General features: G+C 63.0%; 23 protein-coding genes. 4 read left to right on the plus strand and 19 right to left on the minus strand.

The features are described 5' to 3' along the window. The first annotated feature begins 256 nt into the window (after positions 1–256). Positions 257–1,108: an SGNH/GDSL hydrolase family protein gene (locus RI444_RS15040; RefSeq protein WP_207605794.1), complete on the plus strand. Its 852-nt coding sequence runs from the start codon at positions 257–259 to the stop codon at positions 1,106–1,108. 87 nt (positions 1,109–1,195) lie between these two features. Here RI444_RS15040 and RI444_RS15045 read toward each other — a convergent pair whose 3' ends face one another. The 11 genes from RI444_RS15045 to ychF all read right to left on the minus strand — a co-directional run bounded on the left by RI444_RS15045 (position 1,196) and on the right by ychF (position 16,002). Then, positions 1,196–2,905 carry an ABC transporter ATP-binding protein gene (locus tag RI444_RS15045; protein WP_207605793.1) on the minus strand — a complete coding sequence of 570 codons (1,710 nt, stop codon included), beginning with the start codon at positions 2,903–2,905 and terminating at the stop codon, positions 1,196–1,198. Positions 2,906–2,915: 10 nt separating this feature from the next. Beyond that, the gene (locus RI444_RS15050; protein ID WP_021471759.1) at positions 2,916–3,860 is read right to left on the minus strand and encodes an ABC transporter permease; all 945 of its coding nucleotides are present in this window, start codon (positions 3,858–3,860) and stop codon (positions 2,916–2,918) included. Next, the gene (locus RI444_RS15055) at positions 3,853–4,779 is read right to left on the minus strand and encodes an ABC transporter permease (protein ID WP_021471758.1); all 927 of its coding nucleotides are present in this window, start codon (positions 4,777–4,779) and stop codon (positions 3,853–3,855) included. The genes RI444_RS15050 and RI444_RS15055 overlap by 8 nt, the downstream gene beginning before the upstream one ends. 125 nt (positions 4,780–4,904) lie before the next feature. Further along, positions 4,905–6,587, minus strand: a complete 1,683-nt coding sequence (locus tag RI444_RS15060; protein ID WP_021471757.1) for an ABC transporter substrate-binding protein — start codon at positions 6,585–6,587, stop codon at positions 4,905–4,907. A gap of 351 nt (positions 6,588–6,938) precedes the next feature. Beyond that, the gene (locus RI444_RS15065) at positions 6,939–7,274 is read right to left on the minus strand and encodes a DUF86 domain-containing protein (protein ID WP_021471756.1); all 336 of its coding nucleotides are present in this window, start codon (positions 7,272–7,274) and stop codon (positions 6,939–6,941) included. After that, positions 7,271–7,723 carry a helix-turn-helix domain-containing protein gene (locus RI444_RS15070; RefSeq protein WP_021471755.1) on the minus strand — a complete coding sequence of 151 codons (453 nt, stop codon included), beginning with the start codon at positions 7,721–7,723 and terminating at the stop codon, positions 7,271–7,273. The genes RI444_RS15065 and RI444_RS15070 overlap by 4 nt, the downstream gene beginning before the upstream one ends. An 81-nt stretch (positions 7,724–7,804) precedes the next feature. After that, positions 7,805–8,317: a DUF1877 family protein gene (locus RI444_RS15075; protein ID WP_021471754.1), complete on the minus strand. Its 513-nt coding sequence runs from the start codon at positions 8,315–8,317 to the stop codon at positions 7,805–7,807. Positions 8,318–8,408: 91 nt separating this feature from the next. After that, entirely contained in the window at positions 8,409–11,009 is a 2,601-nt protein-coding gene (locus tag RI444_RS15080; protein WP_207605792.1) for an excinuclease ABC subunit UvrA, read from the minus strand. Between the two features lie 156 nt (positions 11,010–11,165). Next, positions 11,166–13,004, minus strand: a complete 1,839-nt coding sequence (locus tag RI444_RS15085) for a DUF4209 domain-containing protein (protein ID WP_207605791.1) — start codon at positions 13,002–13,004, stop codon at positions 11,166–11,168. Positions 13,005–13,043: 39 nt separating this feature from the next. Then, entirely contained in the window at positions 13,044–14,150 is a 1,107-nt protein-coding gene (locus RI444_RS15090) for a DUF4238 domain-containing protein (protein ID WP_207605790.1), read from the minus strand. A gap of 766 nt (positions 14,151–14,916) precedes the next feature. Beyond that, a complete protein-coding gene (gene ychF, locus RI444_RS15095) occupies positions 14,917–16,002 on the minus strand; it encodes a redox-regulated ATPase YchF (RefSeq protein WP_062099270.1) in 1,086 nt (361 codons plus the stop codon). A gap of 114 nt (positions 16,003–16,116) precedes the next feature. On the opposite strand from ychF, the gene RI444_RS15100 reads away from it, so the two are divergent. Continuing rightward, the gene (locus tag RI444_RS15100) at positions 16,117–17,376 is read left to right on the plus strand and encodes a DNA recombination protein RmuC (RefSeq protein WP_207605789.1); all 1,260 of its coding nucleotides are present in this window, start codon (positions 16,117–16,119) and stop codon (positions 17,374–17,376) included. A gap of 83 nt (positions 17,377–17,459) precedes the next feature. Here RI444_RS15100 and RI444_RS15105 read toward each other — a convergent pair whose 3' ends face one another. After that, the gene (locus RI444_RS15105; protein WP_207605788.1) at positions 17,460–18,545 is read right to left on the minus strand and encodes a 4-hydroxy-3-methylbut-2-enyl diphosphate reductase; all 1,086 of its coding nucleotides are present in this window, start codon (positions 18,543–18,545) and stop codon (positions 17,460–17,462) included. Between the two features lie 9 nt (positions 18,546–18,554). Beyond that, positions 18,555–19,430 (minus strand): hypothetical protein, encoded by an 876-nt coding sequence (locus tag RI444_RS15110; RefSeq protein ID WP_207605787.1) that lies wholly within the window; start codon positions 19,428–19,430, stop codon positions 18,555–18,557. Between the two features lie 160 nt (positions 19,431–19,590). Here RI444_RS15110 and xseA point away from each other — a divergent pair, with 160 nt between their 5' ends. Both xseA and RI444_RS15120 read left to right on the plus strand, forming a co-directional pair. Beyond that, positions 19,591–20,868 (plus strand): exodeoxyribonuclease VII large subunit, encoded by a 1,278-nt coding sequence (gene xseA / locus RI444_RS15115; RefSeq protein ID WP_062097383.1) that lies wholly within the window; start codon positions 19,591–19,593, stop codon positions 20,866–20,868. A gap of 87 nt (positions 20,869–20,955) precedes the next feature. After that, positions 20,956–21,189 (plus strand): exodeoxyribonuclease VII small subunit, encoded by a 234-nt coding sequence (locus RI444_RS15120; protein ID WP_021472526.1) that lies wholly within the window; start codon positions 20,956–20,958, stop codon positions 21,187–21,189. 10 nt (positions 21,190–21,199) lie between these two features. On the opposite strand, the gene RI444_RS15125 is transcribed toward RI444_RS15120, so the two are convergent. From RI444_RS15125 to RI444_RS15150, 6 genes are all read right to left on the minus strand, one after another. Beyond that, complete coding sequence (locus RI444_RS15125) at positions 21,200–22,051, minus strand: polyphosphate kinase 2 family protein (protein WP_069695737.1); 852 nt, start codon at positions 22,049–22,051, stop codon at positions 21,200–21,202. A gap of 49 nt (positions 22,052–22,100) precedes the next feature. Further along, entirely contained in the window at positions 22,101–23,321 is a 1,221-nt protein-coding gene (locus RI444_RS15130) for a pyridoxal phosphate-dependent aminotransferase (protein ID WP_021472524.1), read from the minus strand. A 120-nt stretch (positions 23,322–23,441) separates the two neighbouring features. Further along, entirely contained in the window at positions 23,442–24,404 is a 963-nt protein-coding gene (locus RI444_RS15135) for an ABC transporter substrate-binding protein (protein ID WP_207605786.1), read from the minus strand. After that, positions 24,401–25,147 (minus strand): ABC transporter permease, encoded by a 747-nt coding sequence (locus tag RI444_RS15140; RefSeq protein ID WP_207605785.1) that lies wholly within the window; start codon positions 25,145–25,147, stop codon positions 24,401–24,403. Before RI444_RS15140 ends, RI444_RS15135 begins: the two co-directional genes overlap by 4 nt. After that, complete coding sequence (locus RI444_RS15145) at positions 25,144–25,872, minus strand: ABC transporter permease (RefSeq protein ID WP_021472521.1); 729 nt, start codon at positions 25,870–25,872, stop codon at positions 25,144–25,146. Before RI444_RS15145 ends, RI444_RS15140 begins: the two co-directional genes overlap by 4 nt. Beyond that, positions 25,872–26,966: an ABC transporter ATP-binding protein gene (locus RI444_RS15150; RefSeq protein WP_021472520.1), complete on the minus strand. Its 1,095-nt coding sequence runs from the start codon at positions 26,964–26,966 to the stop codon at positions 25,872–25,874. Before RI444_RS15150 ends, RI444_RS15145 begins: the two co-directional genes overlap by 1 nt. Positions 26,967–26,982: the final 16 nt, after the last annotated feature.

Here is a 26,982-nt window from a genome sequence, read left to right on the forward strand (position 1 = left end):
CAGCTGTTGTAATCCGCGCGCAAACCTGATCTTCCTGACCGGAATACACAACGAAAAGACCCCGGGACACAGGGCACCTATGGCTATTCTAAACGCACACGCATTAGAGGGCCTAAAAAGCAATACTTCAGGGGCCCGGAATGTGCCCCTGCTCACGCCGCCGCAGCGTTTGCTAAATGTTCAATCAAGATGCTGGATTTTCTTCGCGCCGTGCCCCATGATGTCTGCAGGAACCAGTGCCCTTCGGAGAAAATCGATGCGAAAAGCTTCGGCCGTGTTCCGCATGCTCGCACCGTTGATCGCCGTAGGCGTTCTGGCGGCCGGCTGCGGAACGAGCCAGCCATCCCCTGCCGCCACCTCACGCTCAGCCGCGCCCGCAGCGGCAGCGACGGCCGCCGCGGAAAAACCCCGGAACGTAACTCCGGAATCCCCCGCTCCGAACCTGCCCGCAGGCTCCCTCTACAGGAACCCAGCGAACAACCGGAACGAAATCGTCCTGGCCGACGTCAGCCACACGGCTGTCCTCATTGGCGACTCCCAGTCCCAGCCCAAGGACTCGTGGCCACAACGCGGCATCGCTGCCCTCGGCTACAAGCTGTACGTGGCAGGGATGGGCGGCACCGGCTTCGTGGCCGCCAACGACAAGACCGGTAACTACATTGACGCCCTCCAGCGTGGTGACTGGGTGCTCCCCTACGGGAGCCCGCCGCTGATCGTCATCCAAGGCGGCGGCAATGACGCCGCCCAGAAAGCTACGGACGCGCAGATCGCTTCCAACGCCGAACGGCTCCTGGCGGTGCTGAAGAAGCGGTACCCCGGCTCGAGGATGGCCATGATCGGCACCCTGGCCAAAGGGGCTGCCAACGGCGGCGGACGGCGGACGGAAGTGGATGCCCTCCTCGGCAGGGTTGCTGCTAAGAACAACATTCCGTTCGTCAGCACCGGCGACTGGCTCACGCGCTACGACGCGGCGAAGGACCTGCAGGACAGCGTCCACATCAAACCGTCCGGCCACGAGAAGCTGGGCAAGGTCTTGGCGGGCCAGCTTGCTGCCCTCGGGCTGGCTCCGCGGCCGGACAGCGATGCCGCGCCGCAACCGACGTCGTAATTTGTCCCTTAAACGGCAAAGCCGGTGGTTCCCTTTCGGGGACCACCGGCTTTTGCGTTGCTCTACTGACCGGAAGTACGACGCCGGTTATGCCACCGCCGGGGGCAGGAGCAGCGAGCCGCCCGGGATCGCATCCAGCAGTGCCTGCGTGTAGGCCTGCTGCGGGTTGTCGAAGACATCGTCGGTGCTTCCCGTCTCTACCAGCTTGCCCTTTTCCATGACGCAGACGTGATCGGCGATCTGGCGGACCACTGCAAGGTCGTGCGTGATGAACAGGTACGTCAGGCCGAGGTTGTCCTGAAGTTCAGCGAGGAGATTGAGCACCTGCGCCTGGACCAGGACGTCCAATGCGGAAACAGCCTCGTCACAGATGATGACCTCGGGATCCAAGGCCAGGGCACGCGCGATGGCGATACGCTGGCGCTGGCCGCCGGAGAGCTCGTTCGGGTAACGCTGCATGGTGGTCTGCGGCAAGGCGACCTGGTCCAGCAGCTCCCGGACCTTCTTCTCACGGCTTGCCGCATTGCCGATCTTGTGGACGCGCAGCGGCTCCTCAATGGTCCGATAGATGTTGTACATCGGATCCAGCGAGCCGTAGGGGTCCTGGAAGATCGGCTGCACGCGGCGCCGGAACTTGAACAGCTCCTTGCCCTTCAACCCCGCTGTATCAACACCATCGAAGAGAATCTGCCCGTCCGTGGGGCTCTCCAACTGCAGCACCATCTTGGCCACAGTGGACTTGCCGGAACCGGACTCGCCTACAATCGCCGTGGTGGTACCGCGCTTGACGTTGAAGCTCACCCCGTCCACGGCAGCGAAGTCCGTCGTTTTACCCAGACCCTGGCGCAGCTTGTAGACCTTGCGGAGGTCCTTGATCTGCAGGACGTCGTCCGCAGACTTTTCCTTGGCAGCATCCGTCGGCGCCAGCAGATCCTCGGCCTCGACCCCCTGCTCCTTGGCTACCTGAATGCGGCGGGAGGCCAGGGACGGAGCCGACTCCACAAGGCGGCGCGTGTAGGGGTGCTGCGGGTTCCGGAGCAGTTCCAGCGAAGGACCCGCTTCCACCACGTTGCCCTGGTACATGACCACTACTTTGTCCGCGCGCTCGGCAGCCAGGCCGAGGTCGTGGGTAATGAGCAGCACAGACGTGCCAAGCTCCATCGTCATGGTTTCCAGGTGGTCCAGAATCTTGCGCTGGACCGTTACGTCCAGCGCGGATGTGGGCTCGTCGGCGATCAGGAGCTTGGGCTGGCAGCTCAAGCCGATGGCGATCAGCGCGCGCTGGCGCATACCGCCGGAGAACTCGTGCGGGTACTGCTTTGCACGGCGGGCAGCGTCCGGCAGGCCGGCTTCGGCCAACGCCCGTGCAACGTCATCCGGACCATCCGGACGTCCGTTCGCTTTGAGCGTCTCGCGGACCTGGTACCCGATCTTCCAGACGGGGTTCAGGTTGGACATCGGATCCTGCGGAACCATGCCGATGTGGCTGCCACGCAACTCGATCATCCGCTTTTCCGACGCGTGGGCAATGTCCTCCCCCTCCAGGAGGATCTGCCCACCGGAGACGCGGCCGTTGTTCGGCAACAGGCCAATGGCGGCAAGCGCCGTCGTCGATTTGCCTGAACCGGACTCCCCCACAATGGCGACTGTCTCGCCCGGCATGATGGTCAGGTGGGCGTTCTTGACCGCCTTCACCTCACCGGACCCGGTCTTGAACGTGATGGCAAGATCCTTGATCTCAAGGAGCGGCTGTGCCGGGGCCGTTGCTTCATCAATGCTGATGTTGGCAGAAGTCATGATGGCCTCCTTAGCGCTGTCGGCTCTTGGGATCAAGAGCATCGCGGACGGCGTCGCCAAGCATAATGAAGCTCAGGACGGTGATGGACAAGGCCGCAGCCGGGTACAACAGGATGCCCGGGTTGGTGCGGATGGAGGCGTTGGCTGCCGAGATGTCGTTACCCCACGACATGACACTCGTGGGAAGACCGACACCCAGGAAGGACAACGTGGCTTCAAGGACGATGAAGACACCGAGCTCAAGGGTGGCCAGGACGATCACCGGCGCCAGGGCGTTGGGAAGTGCGTGCTTGACCAGCGCGCCGAACTTGGAAACACCCAAAGACCGGGCAGCAGTCACGAAGTCCGCATTGCGTACCTCGATGACGGCACCGCGGGTGATGCGGGCCATCTGCGGCCAGGCCAGCAGGGATATCGTGAGGACCACCGTCCACACACTCCGGTTCTCGCGGAACAGCGGCAGCTGGGTGATGACCAGCGCACCAAGGATGATCGGCAGTGCGAAGAAAATATCGCCGAGGCGGGCCAGCACGGCATCCAACCAGCCACCGTAGTAGCCGGCAAGGGCGCCCAGCGTAACGCCGATGATGATGACGCAAAGCACGGACAGGATGCCCACGGACAAGGAAGCCTGCGTTCCGTGGATCACGCGTGAGTAGACGTCGCAACCTTGCAGCGTGAAGCCCAAGGGATGTCCCGCCGTCGGGCCGCCCTCGGAGTTGGCCAGCTGGCAGTCGTTGTTCGGTTCAACGTTGGTGAACAGGCCCGGGAAGAGCGCCACGACCACCAACAGCAGGATGAGCAACGCCGAGATGATGAACATCGGACGCCTGCGCAGCTTGCGCCACGCATCGGCCCACAGGCTGAGGGGTGCCTGTTCCGTCTTGACGGTGTCGGTGGCCAGCAGCGGAGTTTCCTCCACCGGGGCTACGAAGTGTTCGGTATTACTACTCATAACGGATCCTCGGATCGAGCCAGGCGTACAGGAGGTCAACCAGGAGGTTGGTCACCACAAACACAAGGACCAGGACGCTGACGATGGCCACAATGGTGGGACCTTCGCTGCGCTGGATTGCTTGGAACAGCTTGTTGCCCACGCCGGGGACGTTGAAAATGCCTTCGGTGACGATCGCGCCGCCCATGAGGCCGCCGAGGTTCGCACCCAGGTAGGTCACCACGGGGATCAGGGAGTTCCGCAGGATGTGCGCCATGACCACGCGCGGACGCGAGAGGCCCTTGGCAGTGGCAGTGCGGACGTAGTCGGCGTTCATGTTCTCACTGACGGATGCCCGGGTGAGGCGCAGCACGTAGGCAAAGGAGACGAGCCCCAGTACGACTGCAGGCAGGATCAGGTTGCCCCAGTCCGCGTTGGCGCCGACCGTTGGTTTCGCCCATCCCAGCTGGACACCAAAAACCAACTGGAAGACGAAGCCGAGCACGAACGTCGGGACAGCGATCACGATGAGGGATGCCACCAGGACGGTGGAGTCGAACAGCTTGCCTTTGCGGAGACCGGCGAAGACACCGAAGGCGATGCCGAAGACGGCCTGGATGATCAGGGCTTCAATGGCCAGCATGGCAGTGACCGGGAAAGCCCGGCCCAATGCTGCCGCGATGGGCTGCTGCGTGAAGTCAACGCCGAGGTTGAAGGTGAAGAGGTTCTTCAGGAAGATTCCGTACTGAACCCAGAACGGCTGGTCCAGGTTGTACTGCGCGCGGAGTGCGTCGATGACGCTCTGCGGCGGCTGGCGTTCGCCGAAGAGGGCCGCGATGGGATCACCGGGCAGCGCGAACACCATGTAGTAGACAAGGAGCGTGGTTCCCAGGAAGACGGGAATCACCTGGAGGAGCCTACGCAGAATGTAGCGGACCACGGTTCACCCCCCTTTCTCTGGACGGGTGTTGGTGTGTCATGTTTGCCTTCCTGCCGAGGCAAGCAATTGGGGCCCGGCGCCATGGCCGGGCCCCAATGCCTCACGGCAAGTTCAGATCCTGAGGATTACTTGGCCTCGATGTTGTAGTAGAGGATGCCGCCGTTCCAGCCAGTCTCAGCTGATACGACGTTGTTGCTCCACACGATCGGACGGTTCAGGTACCACAGCGGCAGGCCGGGGAGGTCCTGGAACAGGATCTCCTGTGCCTGGTTGAACTTGGCGTTTGCTTCTTCAGGAGTCTTGGCACCCAGGCCCTCCTTGAGGAGCTTGTCGAACTCGGGGTTCGAGTACTTCTCGTAGTTGGAGGAAGCGTTGGTTGCCCAGACCGGGCCGAGGAAGTTGTAGAGCGACGGGTAGTCGCCCTGCCAGCCGGCGCGGGTCAGACCCGGCAGGGACTGGGACTTGCGCAGGTCCAGGACTTCAGCGAACTTCGCGAAGGGCTGGATTTCAGCTTCGATGCCGAGGTTGTTCTTGAAACCGTTGGCTACGGCGTCGATCCATTCCTTGTTGCCACCATCGGTGTTGGAAGCGATCTGGAGCGGCTTGGAGGAATCGTACGGCTGGATCTTCTCAGCCTCTGCCCACAGATCCTTGGCCTTCTGGACATCGAACTTCAGGACATCGTTGCCCTTGATGGAATCGGAATATCCGTCAAGCACCGGAGCGGTGTACTCGGTTGCCGGGGTGCGGGTGCCGTTGAAGATCACCTTGGTGATCTCGTCGCGGTTGATCGCGTGGGACAGCGCCTGGCGGCGCAGCTTGCCGGCTTCGCCCTGGAAGTTCTTGTTGTAACCCGGGATGTTCAGCGTGGAGTTGTTGGCCACCGGCTTGGTGGAGTTACGGTCCTGGAAGTCCGTGGTGTAGGTCTTCAGGGCGTTGGACGGCAGGACGTCGGTGACGTCGAGGTTGTCAGCCTGCAGGTCCGTGTATGCCGGGCCCGGATCCGTGTAGAACTTGAAGGTCACGCCACCGTTCTTGGCAGCACGCGGACCGGTGTAGTCAGGGTTCTTGACCAGGGAGATGGACTGGTCGTGTACCCAGGCACCTTCCTTCTCGAACTTGTACGGGCCGTTGCCGACCGGGTTCTCGCCGAACTTCTTCGGGTCCTTCAGGGCTTCGGAGGGAAGCGGGTAGAAGGCGGAGTAACCCAAGCGGAGGGACCAGTCAGCTTCCGGCTGGGAGAGCTTGACCGTGATGGTCTGGTCATCCTTGGCAGCGAGGCCAGACATGGTCTGTGCGGTCGGAGCCGGGGTGGAAGTCTTCTTGCCGTCAGCGCCGGTGGTCTCGTTGACCGCGCTGACATCGGCGTAGCCTTCGATGGATTCGAAGAAGAAGCCGTTGTTCTGGAGGTTGGTGCTCAGCGCAGCAAAGTTCCAGGAGTCAACGAAGGTCTTGGCCGTGATGGCTTCCCCGTTGGTGAATTTGGCGCCGGACTTGACCTTGATCGTCCAGTTCTGGGAATCCGTGGTTTCGATGGATTCAGCCAGTGCGTTGACCGGCTTGCCGCTGGGGTCGTACGCGCGCAGGCCCTCGAAGAGGAGCTCGACGACGCGGCCACCGTACACCTCGTTGGTGTTCGCGGGGAGCAGCGGGTTCTGCGGTTCGTTGCTGTATGCGGTGATGACCTTGTTGGGGTCACTCGCGGCAGAGCTGTCCGTGTTGCTGCCGGAGCCGCCGCCGCAACCGGTTACGGCGAGAGCGACGATCGCCGCAATGCCTAGAGCTTTGGAAGTGCGCGAGAAACGCATTCCGCCTCCTATGAGTCGTGGAGTTGGGCAGGGAGAAACCAGGTTCTCCCCAGGCGCGGGCACAGATTCCTACTGTGACGTTGCCTACATGTGAGTGTAAGCCTACCCACATTGCGTCCAGATGTTGGAACAAACCAACCAAACTGTAACCGTTCCGCAACCTCTACTTGCCTAATTTGCCAAGGATTTCAAGTCAAAGACTACCCGGTGGTAACATTCGCTGTCTGACAGCAGGACAGGGGTGATTTTGGACATAAAGAAGCCCCGGTCCAGCTAACGAATCAACCGGACCGGGGCTTGCTCTGCCCACTCCCCCCGCAGCGTCGCTAGGACGTCAGGGATTCAGGAACGTCAGTATTCGATTGATTCGATGTATCTGACTATCACAGGAAGATCTGAAGCCAAGGTGTCCCATACCGCCTCGTAGTCGGTGCCTTCATAATGGTGTGCCAGCCGGTCTCTCATCCTTTTGATCAAGGACCAGGGCACATCTGGATGTTCGCTTGTGGTAGCGGAGCTTAGCCGGGCGACGTTCTCCCCTATTTTGATAACCAGCGACTCTGCTGCCAGCCCCGGAACATTGTCGGGATCTCCGACATACCAATCGTGGCCACGGTTTACCAGATCGGCACCAATCCCGCAGAGCCTAACGATCTCCTTCAAGGCAGCGACGTCCCGTTCAGTCATACCGCGATTGCCGTGGTCAGAATCTCATGGTCCGGGCGCAGTCCCCCGTCGGTGACAACGTCCACCTCAACGCCCAATAACTCACTTGCAGCTGCAGCGAAGGCAGCTATGGTCAAGAGCCCTACCCCAGGCGACCGTGTGACGAGGACATCGAGATCACTGCCGGGGCGGTCAGTGCCACGGGCTGCTGAGCCAAAGACACGGACGTTGCTTAGCCCGTATCGAGATGCCAAATCGGCCAATTCATGGCGATGATTCGCAAGTGCATCATGCGGCAGGGGCTGAGCAGCCGCCCGCAACCTTTGCAGCATGGAAGCCGAAGCCCTGCGTCGGCCCGTTTCATATGCAGCTATGTTGGGTTGAGCTACACCGGAGCGTAGAGCGAGCTCAGCTTGGCTAAGCCCTGCTGCTTCCCGAAGCTCACGCACCACGTTGCCCATGTCCTTCATAATATCGCTTGATATGCCCAGTGTCTCCGGTGACCCGGCGCCACGGTAATCCCCGCAACCAACATTGCCCGGGCGGTGTTCTTACCCGATCAGGTACACCATGCCTCGTCCTTCGTCAGCGAGGGCCCGCACGAAAGTCCGGGCCCGTCGAAGATAGGGAATGGCATACTCAGCGTCGGAGTCCGAAAGGGCGCAGGAAGTGGTGGTGCCCTGCACCCTCATCGTGTCCTCCGAGATGGTTTCCAGGTCTTCTGCAATGGCTACCATTTCGGCTGGGGTCAGGGCTCGGATCCATGACTCCCACCCGTCGTGGTGCATAGTCACTTCACCTTCGAACATCCGGAAAGCGGGTCGGGCGTCCCTACCCTCTGCTGAGGGCCCCGTCAGCCACTGCAACTGCCGCCAGGCCTTGTCCAGGTAAAGCATGTCCCGTTCAGGCGTTGATTGCTTGAAGGTCGGATAGCCTATGGTGGCACCCGGTTCCATACCCCAAGCGTCGGCCAACGGATCTCTCGAAACGAAGCCCAAGGGGTCCATTAGCACCTGTTCCGTGTTCTCGCTGTCGAATGCGTACGCGTAGTATCTGATTCCCATTCAGCAAGTATCACGACAGTTTTGGGCTCTCAGGGCGGCCAAGCTGCCGTATGTGGATAACGCGGATACCATGCCTCACTTGTATGTCTTTTCAGGGTTGGCCCCGCAGTGCCGCTGCCAAATACGGCGCCGTCCGGCTCTCAGCGGAGCGCGCCACCTCAACCGGCGTTCCGGTGGCGATGATCCGGCCGCCGGCGTCGCCTCCCGCGGGGCCCAGGTCGATCACCCAGTCAGCGCCGGCCACCACATCCATGTCGTGTTCGACCACGATCACTGTGTTGCCGGCATCGACCAGCCGGTGCAGCTGCGCCATCAGAAGCTGGACATCTGAGGGGTGCAATCCTGTGGTGGGCTCATCCAGCACATAGAGGGTGTGGCCACGCTGGGCCCGCTGCAGTTCGGTAGCGAGCTTGATGCGCTGGGCCTCTCCACCGGAGAGTTCGGTGGCGGGCTGGCCCAATCTCAGGTAGCCCAAACCTACCTCGCGCAGGGTCTGGAGGCTGCGCGCGGCGGCAGGCACGTCTGCAAGGAACTTTGCGGCGGCGTCCACCGTCATGGCGAGGACCTCGGCGATGTTTTTGCCGCGGTAACTGACTTCCAGCGTTTCCGGCTTGTACCGCGTGCCGTGGCACTCCGGGCAGGGCCCGTAGCTTCCGGGCAGGAACAGCAGTTCAACGGCCACGAACCCTTCGCCCTGACAGGTCTCACAGCGGCCTCCGGCCACGTTGAAGGAAAACCGTCCGGCGTCGAAGCCGCGGGCGCGGGCTTCGTCCGTGGCGGCGAATTCCTTCCGAACGGCGTCGAAGAGTCCCGTATACGTCGCGAGGTTGGAGCGCGGAGTACGGCCGATCGGTTTCTGGTCCACCTTTACAAGCCGGGCCAACTGCCCCAGCCCCGAGACGCATTTTCCTGTCAGCGCTTCGACGGGGTTCCCGGCCTCAGTGCCGTGCTCCTCCGACGCCGGTTCCCCAAGAGCATCGGCGTCCGGACGTAATTGAGCACCCACCATCCCGGCCAGAACCTGGCTGACCAGGGTCGACTTGCCTGAGCCGGACACGCCGGTCACCGCGGTCAGCACCCCCAGCGGAAAGTCGGCGTCGAGTTTGCGCAGGTTACGCCGGCTGATGTCCCGGAGTTCCAGCCAACCAACCGGTTCCCGGCGGGTACCTCTGCTGCGGGCAAAATCTGCGACCGAACCGCCGTCGACCGTTCCATCGGAACCATTCGGGAACAAGAAGGGCCTCGTCACGGATTCGGGGACCTCGTCGAGGCCGGCTACCGGGCCGCTGTAGAGCACCTCGCCTCCTCCTTCACCGGCGCGCGGACCCACATCCACCAACCAGTCCGCGCGGCTTACCAGATCCATGTTGTGCTCCACCACGAACACGGAATTGCCTGATGACTTGAGTCGGTCCAGGACCGCGAGCAAGGGTTCGGCGTCGGCGGGGTGGAGACCGGCGGAGGGCTCGTCAAGCACGTAGATCACACCGAATAACCCGGAGCGGAGCTGGGTGGCAATCCTGAGGCGCTGCATCTCTCCCGGGGAGAGCGTGGGCGTGGAACGGCCCAAGGCAAGGTAACCCAGCCCCAAATCCAACAGCACAGTGATCCGCATCAACAGGTCCCGGGTGATGGCGACAGCCACCTCACTGCCTTCGCCTGAAGACTGCTTGCGGGAAGCGGTACCGGCTGCCGTCAGTTCCGTGGTGGGCCGGATTATCTCCGCCAGCTCGGTCATGGACAAGGCGTTCAGCTCGGCGATGGTCTTTCCGGCAAAAGTAACAGCCAGGGCTTCCGCCCTGAGCCCGCTGCCGGCACAGCGCGGGCACGGTCCCGTCTGCATGAAGCGCAGCACGCGGTCGCGCATGGCGGAGCTTTTGGAGTCTGCCAAAGTGTGCAGCACGTAGCTCCGGGCGCTCCAGAACCGGCCCTTGTACGGCTTGGCGACACGGTCGCGTTGCGGCGTCACCTCCACCACCGGCTGCTCTTCCGTGAAAAGGATCCAGTCACGGTCCTTCTTGGGTAGCTTCCGCCACGGGGTTTCGATGTCGTAGCCGAGGTGGGCCAGGATATCGCGCAGGTTCTTGCCCTGCCATGCGCCGGGCCAGGCGGCAATGGCGCCCTCGCGAATGCTGAGGGAAGGGTCAGGGACAAGGGAGTTTTCACTGACGGTGTGCGCGACGCCCAAGCCATGGCATTCCGGGCAGGCACCTGCCGCGGTGTTCGGGGAGAAGGCATCCGAGTCCAGCTGACCGGAACCTTCCGGGTAGCTGCCGGCGCGCGAGAAAAGCATGCGCAGCGAGTTGGACAGCGTAGTGACAGTGCCAACCGTGGACCGGGCCGTAGCTGTACCGCGCCGCTGCTGAAGCGCGACGGCGGGCGGCAGGCCCGTGATCTGCTCCACCTTTGGGTTGTGCCCCTGCTGGATGAGCCGGCGTGCGTACGGCGCGACAGATTCGAAGTACCGGCGCTGGGCTTCGGCATAGATGGTACCGAAGGCCAACGACGACTTCCCTGAGCCTGACACGCCGGTAAACGCCACGATGGCGTCGCGAGGCACGTCAACGTCCACGTTGCGCAGGTTGTTTTCCCGGGCGCCACGAACCTGGACAAAGCCATATCCGGAGTGGTCGGGATCCAGCGCGGACAAGGTCAGCGCAGGCAGATCGGAAGCATACTGTTCACTAGTCATCGGTCCGACTCTATCGGTAGCCGTGGGGCGGCGACGCCGCAGCGTCAGACGTTAAAGCGGAACTCCACCGCATCCAGGAACCTAGAGACATATGGGTCACGAGACACCTGCGCCCGACGGAACGAGGTCGCCGTCACCGCCCTTCGCCATCGAGTCTCAGCCAGACTCTGTTGACTGGGTCCGAGCGCGGCTAATCATCTCGATGACCGGCCACGTCACCAGCCGCAGACAGAACCACCACATGTAGAGCGCCGAGTAGCTCCACGCCGAGTTGTCATCGAGGAGGCCGTGCGCGACGTCGTTGCGCAGGTTCGGACCACCTTGGACGACCAGCATTGCCTTCATTTCCATGACCATCCCTGCACCAAAGACGTCCTCGGTCTCAGTCATGTCGAGAAGCGCGTTCAAGCTCTTCTCACTCTCCACGCCGTGCTCATCGACGAACAACGTGTGCACGTCGTGCCGCCTCAACATGACCCGCACGACCTGCTCCAACTGCGGGACCAGAACAGAGACCGCAGCGCCGTAGTTTCCGCCCAAGCCGAGCGCCAGCCCGTCGCCCCACAACGTCTCGTGCCCCTCGGGCACTGTCGGCGACTCCACGCACAGCGACACCATGTACTGCCGACTGAACCGGTGCTCAGTAGTCAGGACCTCTTGCGCAGGTTGGATCATGCCCTTTCCGAGCAATTGGGAATGAAAGAACACCGTGCGGACCATCTCGGCCCACACCGCGTCCTCATCGGCCTGACCAGAAGACCCGGGCCTCCATGCGATCTTCCGGAAGTCAGAGGAAAACGTAGAGGATCCAAAGATGTGGCTGATGGTGCCCTCCAGCATCTTCGCCGCGTTCTCGCGCGTACTGGCTTCGTCTAGCGGCGGTGCGAGCGTCGCGAATGCAGCGAGCGCGTCGAACTTGTCCGCGTGGCCCGAGACTTGCGACCGCGCGTAGGACACGGCGCCAGTCAGATCGACCGGGTCCGACTGGATACGCATCATCTGCTCCATCGACGACTCCCGGCTCTCACGCAGCCGAGTGCGGAGGTCGTCGATGAGCTCGTCGAGTCCGTTCTCGAGCCGGTAGGAGCGCGGGATGGTTCGGAGGACTGCGATGGCCTTCTCCAGGAAATGGCCCTCGACCAGCGCGCCCGCCTTCGGGTCCGTCAGAATGCGGGAATCGGCTTCTGCGATGTAGGTCCGCGCAACGCGCTCGGTCGCAGAGTTCGCCGCCGCAGCGTCCGAACCACCAAGCCATGCGAGCGCCTCACGCTCGAGATGGCGTGACAGGCGCGGGGTTACCGACGACGCCTGTGCCGCGAGCGCGAACAGCGCTTCGCGCACCTCAGCGCGCCCGGCAGCGTCGACACGGCCGTGCTGGCGCAATGTTTCCGCGAACCCCACTGTTTTGAAGTTGTCCGTCACCTGGCCGGCCAGGACCTGAGCCTTCAGCGCGTCCGACATTTCCTGCACCCGGGCCTGGCCGTCCGCGCCACGCCGCGCTGCAAGCGCGAGGGCCCGAACCCACGCGTCCTTCCCCACGCTGAACCACACATCGTCCGTCAGCGGCGCGGCCCGGTAGGCGTCGATGGCTCGGTCCAACATCGCGATGTCCGACCGGTCCCCGTAGACCCAGGCGACATCAGCGACCCGAGCCCGTAGACCATCACGTTCGACCAGCGGAGCGATACGCGCCAGCAACGCCACCTGGTCAGCATCTAAGTCCGCCGGTACCACCGTCCGCTTGCCACCGAACTGCATCGCGGGTGTGAACGGCTCCAACCAGTTCTCAGCGTTCAGCATCGCTGACGACACCATCGCCAACACCTGCAGCACTAGTTCGTGAAGCCCCGTGACAGCCGGATCGGCAGCCGCCCGCTCAAGATGCGTTGACAACAACTCTGGCGGCTCATGTGGGCCGTCAAGCGACGCCGCCGCCAGCACGTCCTCCCACCACGTCGGGTCGATCGCGTCGCTCACCAAATCTCCCATGCTCATCCGCCACACTCCTCTACCGGAACATCATCGCCTACGAAGCTAGTCCAAGCCGTCTGAGGTCGTCATGTCTTGGCGCTCCGTACTTCCCCTCGTATCCCGTCGGCCCTCGCGTCCATTGGGCGCGAACAGCGGCTCACCGTCGAAGTCCATGTCGACGAGTCCTCCCACCGGTTTGATGTTGACCAGGTCCGGTTCGGGCAGATTGACAGGAACGTACCGCTCGTCCTCGGGGTGGTGAAAGACGTACTCCCTGGCCGACTCCGCGGTGTGCAGATTGAACAGTATCTCCATTGCTGTGGTCCCGGACTGAATTCGGTCGATCCGTCCGGCAAGCACCATCTCGCGGAGCTGTTGGACACGCGGATCGTCCGCTCCGACACCCTCCAACATCGCCATGGGATCGCTCATGAGCAGCCCCAACTTGCGCGTGAGCGGGAACGTGACGCCCCATGCCGTCGCGAAGCCGACTCCCTCCCACGGCTCGTCGTCCGGTCGGCGCACCAGACTGACCGGAGCATCCGATGTGATGAGGGAGCGTCGGTCGAAGCGAACGAGTGCCCAGGGGCGGGTCGCAAGGTAGGGCGTCAGTTCGATCGCGGTCTCGACTGCGTTCTGGATGTGAGCCAGGTTGGAGAATCCGATCGGCGGCCCACCGGGCTGGGTGGCCTCATTCCAGATTCGGTCCTCTTGCTCCGGCGTCGGGTCGAATCCGAGATTGTCACGGATCCACGCACCGACATTCTTGCGACCACCGGCACCCACCTCCAGCCGGACCATGGTCGCGCGGAGATGCTCGGTCGTCCTCCGGGTATCCGGCCCGCGCACGCTCTGCAACGCCGTGTAGTAGGCGAAGGCCCACCTGTTCTCCTCGGAGGGAGGAAACTCGCCGTTGGCGAAGCCCTTGATGATGCCGAGGGCCTGGCCCTCGACCTCGCTCAGCGCCTTCTCGAACGCATCCGGCTCATCGAACTCACCGACCGTGTGGAAGTGATTCTGTGCAGCCACGTTCTTCACGCTCGGCGTGTATGGCTGCCGGGAGCGGTTGAGGGGCACGACCCTGATGCGCTCTTGGCCCGTCGCGAAGCCTCGAAGGTACCCCTGCGGCACATAGTGATGCAGCTTCGCCGTGCTCTTCTTGCCGGTCATGCGCGCACCATCTCTGCGGTCGCACCTGAATCGCCCGCACCCATGCAGCTCCCCCTACGTCGCGCATCTGCGCACCTCTTCGATTTCAACTGCAGACCCCTTCGTCACGACGACAGTCTTCCCGACGGGACCGACAGTCTGAGCGACAAGCGGAAGGAACAGCTCTTCGCAGTCGTGTACAGCGGCGACAGATCCACCACCTACATCTGGCACATCAAGATGTCCTGCGGCCATACGACCACGATCTCTACAGGCGACGGACGCCCCTATCAGCCGAGCACGCATCGCTGCCCGGAGCGCGGCATCCGACGCGACGTCGTCATGGTGCCCGCGGCATACCCCAAGTCGAGGACGACAGCACCGGCGGCGAGAACCACCCATGCGACCGCTCGCGCAGCCCCACGACGCGCCTCGCCGCGGACGGCTCCGCGCGGACGCGCGCTAAGTCGTCGACGCGATCCGCTACCGCGTGGGCAAAGGGACCATCTGGCGCGAGTTGCCCTCCACGTTCGGCTCGTGGCAGACCGCATCGCCGTCGCACCGCTCGCCAATTGACCGATGAGTCAGCATCGCGCCGAATGACCGAGGGGGCCGGACGCGCTCCTAACCGCGTCCAACCGGGCTGCGCGCCTGCCGCGACGCCGAACGCGGATGCTCAGACGCGAGACCGGGACCGAAAGCAGATGTCAGGCGGGCATGTGACTCACATTTCGCCACCTACAGGCCTCATACTGTTTTCGCAGGTCAGCAGATATTTTGGCGGTTTCTAGACATTGAATCTAAATTCCACCACGTCGCCGTCGGACATGACGTAGTCCTTGCCTTCGATCCGGACCTTGCCGCGGGACTTGGCCTCGGCCATGGATCCGGCATCGACGAGGTCGTCGAAGGAGACAACTTCGGCCTTGATGAAGCCACGCTGGAAGTCGGTGTGGATGACGCCGGCAGCCTGCGGAGCGGTGTCACCTTGGCGGATGGTCCAGGCACGCGTTTCCTTGGGCCCGGCGGTGAGGTACGTCTGCAGGCCAAGAGTGTGGAAGCCAACGCGGGCCAGCTGGTCAAGGCCGGACTCGGTCTGGCCGTTCATTTCCAGCATCTCGCGGGCTTCTTCCTCGTCGAGTTCAACGAGGTCCGCCTCCAGCTTGGCATCCAGGAAGATGCAGTCGGCGGGAGCAACCATGGCGCGCAGTTCTTCCTGCTTCTCCGCGCTGCCCAGGATGCCTTCATCTGCGTTGAAGACGTAGATGAACGGTTTGGCTGTGAGGAGGCTGAGCTCCTTCAGGTACTCCAGCTCCAGCTTGTCGCTCTTGATCGAGGAGAAGATCGTGTCGCCACGCTCCAGCACCGCTTGGGCTGCCTTGATGGCGTTGAGCTCGGCAGCCTCGCGCTTCTTGATCTTGATTTCTTTTTCGATGCGCGGAATGGCTTTTTCGATCGTCTGCAGATCGGCCAGGATCAGTTCGGTGTTGATGGTTTCCATATCCGAACGCGGATCGACCTTGCCGTCAACGTGGACAACGTCGGGATCGTCGAACACGCGGATGACCTGGGCGATGGCCTCGGCTTCGCGGATGTTCGCCAGGAACTGGTTGCCCAGGCCTTCGCCCTCGGAGGCGCCCTTGACGATGCCCGCGATGTCCACGAAGGACACGGTTGCCGGCAACTGCCGCTGGGAACCGAAGATTTCAGCCAGCTTTTGCAGACGCGGGTCCGGCAGGTTCACGACGCCGACGTTTGGTTCGATGGTTGCGAACGGGTAGTTCGCTGCAAGAACCTGGTTCCGGGTCAGTGCGTTGAAGAGGGTTGATTTGCCGACGTTGGGCAGTCCGACGATGCCAATAGTAAGAGCCACGAGCATTGATTCTACCCGGTAGCGCACGCCGTTCCGATTCAGCTCCCTCCGGGTTGGGACACCCCGGCAGGGCCCTGCACTAAAACTGTCGTACCCCTGTGACAGGGTTACTGCATGGATGGATTTGGATTGGTTCTGGCCTTGTTGATGCTGCTGATCGGAGCAGCACTGGGACTTGGCATCGCGTACGTTGTCTTCCGTCGCCGGGGTGCGGGATTGGAAGCGGATTTCGACGCCGTTTCGGCGCGCCTCTCGGAGGTGACCGCCCAGTACGCAGCCGCCGACGCCGAACGTCGCCTTCTGTTCGCACAGAACCGCGAGCTCAGCGAATCCAGGAACTCGGACGGCAGCGTGCTGCGCGCCCTGGCCCCGGTTGCGGAGAAGCTGACAGCCGTCCAGCAGCAGGTCTCACTGCTGGAGCGCGACCGCGTGGAGCAGTACGGCCAACTCGCCCAGCAGTTGCAGGATGCCCGCCTTTCCGACGAGCAACTCCTGAGGTCGACGCATGCGCTGGCCTCGGCTCTCCGTTCCAACAGTGCCCGTGGCCAGTGGGGCGAAGTCCAGCTCCGCCGGGTGGTTGAGGCCTCCGGAATGATGCGCCACGTCGACTTCTACGAGCAAGTCCATTCCGGGCGGAGTGAGAACACGCTGCGGCCCGACCTCGTGGTCCAGTTGCCGGGCAGCAAGCAACTGGTGGTGGACGCCAAGGTACCTCTTGGGTCGTACCTGGCGGCGCAGGAACAGATCCACGGAGAGGGTGCCCTGGGAGAATCAGTCACGGACCAGGCCCGTCAGGATTCCAAGAGTCTTCTGGCCCAGCATGCGAAGGCCCTCAAGGCCCACATTGACGCCTTGGCGGCAAAGAAGTACTGGGACATCCCGGGCAACTCCCCCGAGTTAGTGATCTGTTTCCTGCCGGCGGAGTCGATCCTCGCCTCGGCTCTGGAAGCGGACGCCGGGCTCCTGGAGCATGCGCTCTCCAAGAACGTCGTCCTGGCATCGCCCGGAACGCTCTTGGCAGTCCTCAAGTCGGTGGCGTTCACCTGGCGCCAGGACGTCCTCACGGACAGCGCGCACGAGCTCTTCGAGCTGGCCAAGCAGCTTTACGAGCGCATGGGCACCTTGGGGGAAAATGTCGGCAAGCTGGGCGGCTCATTGAAGACGTCCGTGGACCGGTACAACGCGATGGTTGGCACGCTTGAAGCCCGGGTTCTTCCGACCGCGCGCAAGCTCAACACCATGGATGACGCCGGCCTCACCTCACCTGCTTCGGTGGAAGTGGTCCCGCGCTCCCTCGCAGCACCCGAACTCCTCGCTGTAGAGCCGAGCGACAGGGGCATCGACGCAGATGCAAGCAGGGAGTCTGCCGCCTGAGGACCTGACAGGGCACAAGGAAACGGCCCGGTTGCTTGCATCCTGTCGATGCAAGCAACCGGGCCGTTGACGATCACGAAACGTTAGGACGTGGGGCGGTTGCCCCGTCCGCCCAAGGCACGGCTGACGTCGCCGGCTTGCTTGAGCGTTGCGCGGAGTTCCTTGGGCAGCGAGAAAAGGAGGTCTTCCTCTGCCGTGACAACTTCCTGAACCTCGCCGTAGCCATAGTCGGCCAAAAGCCGGAGCACGTCCTGGACCAGGACCTCGGGAACGGATGCCCCTGAAGTCACGCCCACCGTGGCCACGCCTTCGAACCAGCTTTCGTCCACCTCATTGGCGAAGTCCACCCGGTAGGACGCTTTGGCCCCGTATTCAAGGGCTACCTCGACGAGGCGGACGGAGTTGGAGGAGTTGGCCGAACCAACCACGATCACCAAGTCAGCCTGGGGAGCGATCTTCTTGATGGCTACCTGGCGGTTGGTGGTGGCGTAGCAAATATCGTCACTGGGCGGATCCTGGAGAGTGGGGAACCGCTCTCTGAGCATCCGCACGGTCTCCATGGTCTCGTCAACACTCAAGGTTGTCTGGGAGAGCCAGATGGTCTTTTCGGGGTCGCGGACAGTCACCTTGCCGACCTCGTGCGGGCCGTTGATGATCTGGATGTGTTCCGGGGCTTCGCCGGCGGTTCCTTCGACTTCCTCGTGGCCGTCGTGGCCGATCAGCAGGATGTCGTAGTCCTCCTTCGCGAAGCGAACTGCTTCACGGTGGACCTTGGTAACCAGCGGGCACGTGGCATCGATGGTCCGCAGGCCGCGGTCCTCTGCGGATTGAACTACGGCCGGAGACACGCCATGCGCCGAGAAAATGACCAGGGCACCCTCGGGTACCTCGTCCGTCTCGTCAACGAAGATGGCGCCCTTTTCTTCGAGGGAGGTAACAACATGCACGTTGTGCACGATCTGCTTCCGTACATAGACGGGCGGACCGTAGTGCTCCAGCGCTTTCTCCACCGCGATGACGGCCCGGTCCACGCCGGCACAGTAACCGCGGGGAGCTGCCAGCAGGACTTTCTTGGTTCCCGTAACCGGGGCGGCAGCCAGCACCTCTTCAGGAGATCGACGTCTGCGGGGCACCGTGGGCATCGGAATAGAAACTGCTGTGCTGGTCATCCTTCAATGTTACCGGCCAGTGCCGGACCGGTCCGCAGAACGTGACCGTCCTCTCCCTGTGAGAAGCCAGGCAATGACACTCAACGCCAGCATTCCGCCAGAGGCCCATATGCTCGCCGCAACCCATTCCCCGAAGCCGGATCTGGCCGAGGCGAGAAACTCCTCCTTGAAGAGTTCCGCCACACTGTTGCCGCTGGAGAGGTTTTCCGCAGCACGGACGGCGATGTCCGTCGTCGTCGTCCACACTGCAGCCAATGCCAGCCCGCCCAGCCCCAGGAAGATCAGGACCACCGCGCGCCGCCGCGCTGCGGCGAGGGCAAGCAAGGCGGAAAGTACGGCACCGACGGCGGCCATCCACCACAGCGGGACAAACGCAGAAACACGCTCAATGACCTGCCGCTGCGCGGGTTGGCCGAGAGTTACGACGCTCTGTTCGGGCACGTCCAACCGGATGCCCGTGGAGGAGGCAAAGTGATCCCGGATCAGCCGCACCAGCGGAGCAATATCCAACTGCAGCGCCGTTGGTGACTGCGCCTCCTCCGCCTTGATGGTGCCGAAGTTCAGGCGGTGGCTGTTCCTCGCGGTCTCCTCCCAGGCCTGCGGGTAGTCGCTCCAGGATTGCATGCCGGACGCGGCATCCTTGATGGCTCCGGCAGCAAGGTTTCGGACGGGTTCCGGAAGCGAGACAGACGATTCAAAGGTGCCGGCTGCGGCAGCGGCGAGCCGTTCCTGGAAGCCGGGATCGTTCCCCAGCGCCGCAGCCATCCGTACGAAGCCATCTTCCTTGACCACGTTGGTGTCCACCCACGCTGCCGGTACAGCCACTGCTGTCAGCAACAACGCAAGGATCACTCCGACTGCAGAAACAAAGGTACGCACAGTCATCCTTGAGGTTCGGGGGCAGTGCCACCATCCTAGGCTGTCCACATACGGGGAAAAATGTCGGACCCGGGGTTGAGGCTATGGATAGAGTTGGAAGGCGCCGGCAACGGCAACAGCAGCGCTAGCGAGGACAAACACATGCAGGACAACGCACGGATCACTGATGTCAGCTGAAGCCAGACCCGAATCGACCCTGCCCGGTACTGCTGCGGAGACCAGCCCGGACAATCCGTGGCCGCTCCAACTGTTGTCCCGCAAGCTCAAAGCCCACATTGAGCGCGCACCTGCAGCCTGGATCGAGGGCCAGGTTATTGAAATGAACCGCCGCGGAGGCAACGCCTTCCTCACCTTGCGGGACATCGACGACGAAATCTCCCTGCCCGCCTCCGTGTGGTCCACAGTCCTGGACCGCCAGCGGACTCCCTTGGAACGGGGCTCCCGCGTGGTGGCCTTGGTGAAGGCAGACTTCTGGGTCAAGACCGGACGGCTCAACATGTCCGTCAAGGACATCCGGCCGGTGGGCCTGGGCGATCTTCTCGCCAGGATCGAACGGCTACGCCAGGCGCTGGCTGCCGAGGGCCTCTTCGCTGAATCCCGGAAACGCAAGCTACCGCTCCTCCCCCACCGGATCGGCCTCATCACAGGCCGGGATTCGGACGCCAAGAAAGACGTCCTGCGGAACGCTGCGCTTCGCTGGCCCGCCGTGGAGTTCGATGTCCGCGAAGTCGCGGTCCAAGGCAACACCGCCGTATCGCAGATCATCGGGGCGCTCCGGAAACTGGATGCGGACCCGCACGTCGATGTCATCGTCATGGCCAGGGGCGGCGGAGCACTGGAAGACCTCCTGCCATTCAGCAACGAGGACCTCATCCGGGCCGTGGCCGCAGCAACCACGCCGGTGGTAAGCGCCATTGGCCACGAGGCCGACCGTCCGATCCTTGATGACGTTGCCGACCTCCGGGCGTCGACGCCAACCGACGCGGCAAAGCGGATTGTGCCGGACGTTTCAGAGGAACTCGCGGCCGTGCGGCAGGCACGCGACCACCTGAGGCGCAGCATCGGAAGGATGGTGGATCGGGAAACCGACAGGCTGCACGCGCTAAGGTCGCGTCCGGTCCTGGCAGCCCCGGATACGCTGGTGGATGTCCGCGCCGACGAGGTTGCGCGACTTAGGCAGAGGTCCCACACTGCCGTGAACTCGGCGGTAGTGCGTGCCCTTGACCAGGTGCACCACCTGCGCGCCCAGGTGCGTGCACTGTCTCCGCAAAAGACCCTTGACCGGGGTTATGCCGTAGTGCAGATCATCGGTGAGGATCAGGCAGGGCACACCGTGGTCACCAGCCCGGAACAGGTACCCGAGGACACGCCCCTCTCGATCCGGGTAGCAGACGGCAGGTTCCGTGCCACGTCCGCCGGCCAGGCCGAAATCGCCGAACGATAGCCGAACGCCGGGCGCATCAGGCACACGAAAAAGCCGCCGGGCACGCCCACTCACCCGCTGGCAGCAGCACTAAACAAGAGGATTTCAATGACCGAGAACAGCAGCCAAACACCTGATGCCTTGGACGGGCTGAGCTACGAAGAGGCACGGGAACAACTGGTGGCCGTCGTTGGGCGGCTCGAGGCAGGCGGAGCAAGCCTCGAGGAGTCCCTGGCGTTGTGGGAGCGCGGAGAGGCCCTGGCCAAGCGCTGCGAGGAGTGGCTCGAAGGAGCACGGAAGCGCTTGGCGGCTGCCCGTGAACCGGGCAACGCCCCGGAGTAACCCGCAAAGCTTAGGATTCCGCCACGAGCGCTCGCTCTGCGGCAACGTCGAATTCTGCCTTGGGCCAATCCAACGACATCCCCCGCAGTGCCTCCAACAGCAACTCCTGGACAGCGATCCGTGCGTACCACTTCTTGTTGGCAGGAACTACGTGCCACGGAGCTGTGTCCGTAGAGGTTTCCGCAAAGGCAGCCTCGTACGCCTTCATGTAGTCATCCCAATGGGCCCGCTCGGTGAGGTCGCCACGGCTGTACTTCCAGTGCTTGCTGGGATCGTCGAGCCGGGCGATCAAACGCTCCTTCTGTTCGTCCTTACTGATGTTGAGCATGACCTTGACGATCGTGGTGCCTTGTTCGGTAAGCCTGGCTTCGAAATCGTTGATGGCTGCGTACCGCCGCTCCAGCTCCTTGGCGTCGGCCCAAGCATGGACGCGGTGGATGAGGACGTCCTCATACTGGGAGCGGTCGAAGACGCCCACCATGCCCGCGGCCGGAACCTGCTTCTCGATCCGCCACAGGAAATCGTGGGCTTTTTCCTCATCCGTGGGCGCTTTGAACGCCGTGAGGTGGACGCCTTGGGGATCCATGGCGCCGACGACGTGGCTGACGATCCCGCCCTTACCTGCGGTATCCATGGCTTGAAGGATCAACAGCAGGCGTTTGTCGCTGCCGAACTTACCTTCGGCAAACAGCTGTTCCTGAAGCTCAGCCAGCCTGTCGTCCTGCGCACCCAGCAAAGCCTTCCCGTCAACCTTGTTGCCTGTGTAGCCGGGCGTCGATTCGGGATCCACGCTAGCGAGCGTAAACCCCGAATCGACCTTCAGCGTTTCTGCGGGACTCTTGGCGAACTCAACTGCAACCATGGCTAGCCTTTCTGCCGGACGACGCCCCCGTGGCGCCCTGGGATTCAGGCTAGTTGCCCGGATACCTCGACAGGAAGTCCGCCATGCGGCCGATTGCTTCCTCGATGTCCTTGACGTTGGGCAGCGTCACCATGCGGAAGTGGTCAGGGCGCACCCAGTTGAACGCCCTGCCGTGCGAGACAAGGATCTTCTGTTCCCTCAAGAGATCCAGGACAAACTTCTCGTCGTCCCGGATGTGGTAAACCTCCGGGTCCAGCTTGGGGAACAGGTAGAGGGCTCCCCTGGCTTGCTGCGTGCTCACACCCGGAATGGCGTTCAAGAGGTCGTGGGCTTTGTTGCGCTGCTCAAGGAGCCTGCCGCCGGGGAGGATGAGGTCGTTGATGCTCTGGTAACCACCCAGCGCCGTTTGGATGGCGTGCTGGGCCGGAACGTTCGCGCATAGGCGCATGTTCGCCAGGAGGTTGATGCCTTCAAGGTAGTCCGCGGCGTCCTTCTTGGGGCCGGAGATGGCCATCCAGCCGGCCCGGTAGCCACAAACGCGGTACGCCTTGGACAGTCCGCTGAACGTCAGGCACAGCACGTCATCGCCGGTCAGGCCCGCCAGGTTCACGTGGACGGCGTCTTCGTACAGGATCTTCTCGTAGATCTCGTCGGCGAAAATCACCAGCCCGTGCTTTTCGGCCAGGGCGACAATCTTCTTCAAGGTCTCTTCGGGGTAGACCGCTCCCGTGGGGTTGTTGGGATTGATGACGACGATGCCCTTGGTGCGTGGCGTGATCTTCGATTCCATGTCATCAAGATCCGGCTGCCATCCCGATTCTTCGTCGGTCAGGTAGTGGACGGGACGGCCGCCTGCCAAAGAGACGGACGCCGTCCACAGGGGGTAATCCGGGGTGGGGATGAGGACTTCGTCCCCGTCCTCGAGCAACGCCATGAGGGACATGGTGATGAGTTCGCTGACCCCGTTGCCCAGGTAGATATCATCCACATGGATGTTCTGGATGCCGCGCGTCTGGTAGTACTGCGACACGGCCGTACGGGCGGAGAAGATACCGCGGGAGTCACTGTAGCCCTGGGCATTGGGAAGGTGGCGGATCATGTCCACCAAGATGGCGTCAGGCGCTTCAAACCCAAAGGGTGCCGGGTTTCCGATGTTCAGTTTGAGGATCCTGTGACCCTCCGCCTCCATTTGCTGGGCGGCCTGAAGAATCGGTCCACGGATGTCGTAGAGGACATTATGAAGCTTGGTGGACTGCTTGAAATTCGCCATCCCTCAAATATGCCACAGGGGTCATGCGCTTCCGTTGAGACATCACTCACAGATAGACCGACGGCGGTGACAGACCCCCGCGGGTCCGTCACCGCCGTCGTACGCGGTTTCACCCAAGTGCTACTTGACGATGCCCTTGTCCTTCAGCCATGCGGCGGCAGCATCCTTGGCGCTCTGCTTCTGGTCACCGCTGACGGAGCGGTTCAGGTTGATCAGGTCCTCGGTGGTGAGGATCTTGGAAACGTTGTTGAGCGCTTCCTTCGCCATGTCCGTCATCTTGGACTTGTTGTAGAGCGGGAGGACCTGCTGGGCCTTGAAGTTGTTCTTCGGATCTTCGAGGACCACGAGGTCGTTGTCGGCGATGGACGGGGTGGTGGTGTAGATGTCGGCCACCTGCACCTTGTCTTCCAGGAGTGCCTGGAGCGTCAGGTTGCCGCCGCCGTCGTTGAAGGGCTGCAGGCCCTTCAGTTCGCAGTTGTAGTTCTTCTTCAAACCGGGGAAGCCGTAAGCGCGTGTCTCGAAAGTGGCCGGCGCTGCCATGGTGAAGTCCTTGCACACCTTGGCGAGGTCCTCGATGGACTTCAACTGGTACTTTTCTGCCGTAGCCTTGGTGACCACCATTGCGTCCTTGGACTCGGCCTTCGCCGGTTCAAGGACGGCCAGCCCCTCGGGCAGCTTCCCCGGAAGGGCCTTGTAGACGTCTTCGGCCGAAACTTCGGTGGCCTCGGTGTCCACGTAGGACAGGAGGTTGCCGGAATAGTCCGGAACAATGTCCACCGAGCCGTCCTGGACGGCCTTGAAGTAGATCTCCCGCGAGCCGATGTTGGGCTTGGTGCTGGCTGTGACGCCGGCTGCGTTGAGCGCGCCGGCGTAGATCTCACCGATGACCTGGCTTTCAGGGAAGTCGGCCGAGCCTACCACCAGCGGAGCCCCGGAGTCCGCAGACCCGGTACCTGCCGAAGTGGAGGGCGAATCCAAGGGGGTGCCGCCACCGCATGCGCTCAGCGCAAGTGCCACACCGAGGCCGGCTGCCAGGCCGCCGAGGCCCCGGCGTGTAAGGGACGTGGGGTTGGTGTGTTTCATGGTGTACCTCCTTGAACGGCAGCCCCTGCGGGAGCTGTGGCTGTGGAATCGGCGGTTGCCTTGTGGCTTCCGCGTGAATCGAGGGTGAGCCCCGGTGACAGGGCCAGGCGTTGAACGGCGGCGAGGATGAGGTCCACGGCGATCGCGAGGGCCGCGATGAGGAAGGAACCGGCAAGCATGCGCGGGAAGTCCTGCAGGACCAGCCCGTCGAACAAGTAGCGGCCAAGGCCGCCCAGGGGCAGGTAGGCGACCACCGACACTGTGGCGATCACCTGCAACACAGCTGTTCGGATACCGCCGAACATCACCTGCAGCCCGTTGGGCACCTCCACCTTGAACAGGATCTGGAGTTCGGTCATGCCCATGGCACGCGCCCCGTCCACTACTGAACGGTCAACGCTGGAAATGCCTGCGTACGTACCGGCGAGCAACGGCGGAACGGTGAGGATCACCAGGGCCCACACGGGAGGCATCAGTCCGCTGCCGGCCAGCAGTGCGAACAGCACCAGCAGACCCAGGGTGGGCAAGGCCCGCAAGGCGCCTGCCACGGCTACGGCTACGACGCGCCCGCGTCCGGTGTGGCCGATGAAGAGTCCCACCGGAATGGAGATGGCAGCTGCAGTCAGCAAGACCAGCCCGCTGTACTGCAGATGCTCGGCCAGGCGGACGGGGATACCGCCGCTGCCGCTCCAATGGAGTGGATCGGCCAACCAGGCCACGGTGTCGGTGAAGACGTTGCTCATGCCGACGCCCCCGGTTCCGGACGGCTGACGACGGCGGTCCCTGCCTTTGGTTCGGTGACTGACGCCTGGGTGGCCGGGCGGCCGCCCGTTCCCGATGCCCGGGTCCACGGCGTCAGGACGCGTTCCAGGACCACCAGGATTCCGTCCATCACCAAGGCCAGCACCAGGATGGCGATGATGCCAACAACAACCTCAGTCACGAAGGTGCGCTGGAGGCCGTCCGTGAACAGGATTCCCAGGTTCCCCACTCCCAGCAGGGCGGCTACGCTCACCAGCGAAATGTTGCTGACCGAAACGACGCGAAGGCCGGCGAACAGGACCGGCAGGGACAACGGAAGGTCCACCTGGAAGAAACGGGCCAAAGGCTTGAAACCCATGGCGACGGCCGCGTTCCGGAGGTCGTCGTCCACGGAATCGAAGGCATCCATGGCTGCCCTGACCAGGAGTGCCACGGCATAGATAGTCAACGCCACAACGACGTTGAGGGGATCGAGGATCCGGGTGCCGAGGATGGTTGGCAGGATGATGAACAGCGCCAAGGACGGAATGGTGTAAAGCAGGGACGTGGCTGTGGCCACCACGGACCGCAGCGTACGGTTGCGGCGGGCCAATTGGGCCAGTGGGATGGAGATCAACAGTCCAAGGACCATGGGAACGACCGCCAGGACCAGGTGCTGTCCCGCGAGGCCGAACACCATTGCGCTGTTCGCGATGAACCACTCCATCAGGTGGCGTCCTCGCGGTGGCGGCGGACTTCCTCGATGAGGGCAAGGACTTCCGGCGCCTTGAGGACTCCGGCAACCCTGCCGTCGTCGTCCACTGCGACGCCCAACCCCGACGGCGAGGACAGTGCCGCATCCAAAGCCCGGCGCAGCGTGTCCCCCTTGCGGAACAGCGAACCCCCGGGAATGATGCCGGCGCCGTCGCGGGGCGATGACCAACCCAGAGGCCGGGAATCCTGATCCACCACCAGCGCCCACTCCCCCGATTCGCGGCCGGCGTGGTGCCCGTCGGAGACACTCACCATAGTGACGGGGTGCAGTTGCACGGAGTCGGCAGCGTTGAAGGCGAGGTGCCGGAAGCCCCGGTCCCTGCCCACGAAGGAGGCAACGAAGTCGTTGGCAGGTGCCCGGAGGATCTCTTCAGGTGCCGAGTACTGGGCCAGCTTTCCGCCCACGGCAAAGACCGCCACCTTGTCCCCCAGGACGGTCGCCTCATCGATGTCGTGGGTGACGAACACGATGGTCTTGGCCAACTCCCGCTGCAGTCTCAGCAGTTCCTGCTGGAGCTCGTCGCGGACCACCGGATCCACGGCGCTGAAAGGTTCGTCCATGAGGAGGACCGGTGGATCGGCGGCGAGCGCACGGGCTACGCCAACGCGCTGCTGCTGCCCGCCGGACAACTGTGACGGGTACCGTTTGCCGAGGCTGGAAGCCAGCCCGACGACGTCGAGCAGTTCAGCGGCGCGTTTCCGCGCCGCTGCCTTGGGCACGCCGTTGAGCCGGGGAACCGTGGCGATGTTGTCCAGGACGGATCGGTGGGGAAGCAGGCCTGCTGACTGCATGACGTAGCCCATGGAGCGGCGGAGTTGCGCCGCCGGAACCTGGGAAACGTCTTTGCCGTCCACCGTGATGGAGCCTGAAGTGGGCTCCACCATGCGGTTGATCATCCGGAGCGAGGTGGTCTTGCCGCAGCCCGAGGGACCGACGAAGACTGTGATGGCGCCTTTGTCGATGGACATGGTCAGATCGTCAACCGCCGGCTGTCCCCCCTGGTACCGCTTGGTCACGCTCTGGAACTCAATCATGGCTTCAGCCATACCTGGGCTTACCTAT

Origin of the sequence: Paenarthrobacter sp. AT5 (assembly GCF_032764245.1) — a bacterium.
Taxonomy (GTDB): domain Bacteria; phylum Actinomycetota; class Actinomycetes; order Actinomycetales; family Micrococcaceae; genus Arthrobacter; species Arthrobacter ureafaciens.

What these genes read in the sequence shown, in the direction of transcription:
- RI444_RS15140 (WP_207605785.1), bottom strand. Translation starts at nt 25,147, where the DNA reads ATGAGCAACGTCTTCACCGACACCGTGGCCTGGTTGGCCGATCCACTC.
- RI444_RS15065 (WP_021471756.1), bottom strand. Translation starts at nt 7,274, where the DNA reads ATGACTGAACGGGACGTCGCTGCCTTGAAGGAGATCGTTAGGCTCTGC.
- RI444_RS15045 (WP_207605793.1), bottom strand. Translation starts at nt 2,905, where the DNA reads ATGACTTCTGCCAACATCAGCATTGATGAAGCAACGGCCCCGGCACAG.
- RI444_RS15130 (WP_021472524.1), bottom strand. Translation starts at nt 23,321, where the DNA reads ATGGCGAATTTCAAGCAGTCCACCAAGCTTCATAATGTCCTCTACGAC.
- RI444_RS15085 (WP_207605791.1), bottom strand. Translation starts at nt 13,004, where the DNA reads ATGAGCATGGGAGATTTGGTGAGCGACGCGATCGACCCGACGTGGTGG.
- RI444_RS15150 (WP_021472520.1), bottom strand. Translation starts at nt 26,966, where the DNA reads ATGGCTGAAGCCATGATTGAGTTCCAGAGCGTGACCAAGCGGTACCAG.
- RI444_RS15120 (WP_021472526.1), top strand. Translation starts at nt 20,956, where the DNA reads ATGACCGAGAACAGCAGCCAAACACCTGATGCCTTGGACGGGCTGAGC.
- RI444_RS15090 (WP_207605790.1), bottom strand. Translation starts at nt 14,150, where the DNA reads ATGACCGGCAAGAAGAGCACGGCGAAGCTGCATCACTATGTGCCGCAG.
- RI444_RS15135 (WP_207605786.1), bottom strand. Translation starts at nt 24,404, where the DNA reads ATGAAACACACCAACCCCACGTCCCTTACACGCCGGGGCCTCGGCGGC.
- xseA (WP_062097383.1), top strand. Translation starts at nt 19,591, where the DNA reads ATGTCAGCTGAAGCCAGACCCGAATCGACCCTGCCCGGTACTGCTGCG.
- RI444_RS15105 (WP_207605788.1), bottom strand. Translation starts at nt 18,545, where the DNA reads ATGACCAGCACAGCAGTTTCTATTCCGATGCCCACGGTGCCCCGCAGA.
- RI444_RS15040 (WP_207605794.1), top strand. Translation starts at nt 257, where the DNA reads ATGCGAAAAGCTTCGGCCGTGTTCCGCATGCTCGCACCGTTGATCGCC.
- RI444_RS15070 (WP_021471755.1), bottom strand. Translation starts at nt 7,723, where the DNA reads ATGAAGGACATGGGCAACGTGGTGCGTGAGCTTCGGGAAGCAGCAGGG.
- RI444_RS15050 (WP_021471759.1), bottom strand. Translation starts at nt 3,860, where the DNA reads ATGAGTAGTAATACCGAACACTTCGTAGCCCCGGTGGAGGAAACTCCG.
- RI444_RS15060 (WP_021471757.1), bottom strand. Translation starts at nt 6,587, where the DNA reads ATGCGTTTCTCGCGCACTTCCAAAGCTCTAGGCATTGCGGCGATCGTC.
- RI444_RS15145 (WP_021472521.1), bottom strand. Translation starts at nt 25,872, where the DNA reads ATGGAGTGGTTCATCGCGAACAGCGCAATGGTGTTCGGCCTCGCGGGA.
- RI444_RS15125 (WP_069695737.1), bottom strand. Translation starts at nt 22,051, where the DNA reads ATGGTTGCAGTTGAGTTCGCCAAGAGTCCCGCAGAAACGCTGAAGGTC.
- RI444_RS15075 (WP_021471754.1), bottom strand. Translation starts at nt 8,317, where the DNA reads ATGGGAATCAGATACTACGCGTACGCATTCGACAGCGAGAACACGGAA.
- RI444_RS15080 (WP_207605792.1), bottom strand. Translation starts at nt 11,009, where the DNA reads ATGACTAGTGAACAGTATGCTTCCGATCTGCCTGCGCTGACCTTGTCC.
- RI444_RS15110 (WP_207605787.1), bottom strand. Translation starts at nt 19,430, where the DNA reads ATGACTGTGCGTACCTTTGTTTCTGCAGTCGGAGTGATCCTTGCGTTG.
- RI444_RS15100 (WP_207605789.1), top strand. Translation starts at nt 16,117, where the DNA reads ATGGATGGATTTGGATTGGTTCTGGCCTTGTTGATGCTGCTGATCGGA.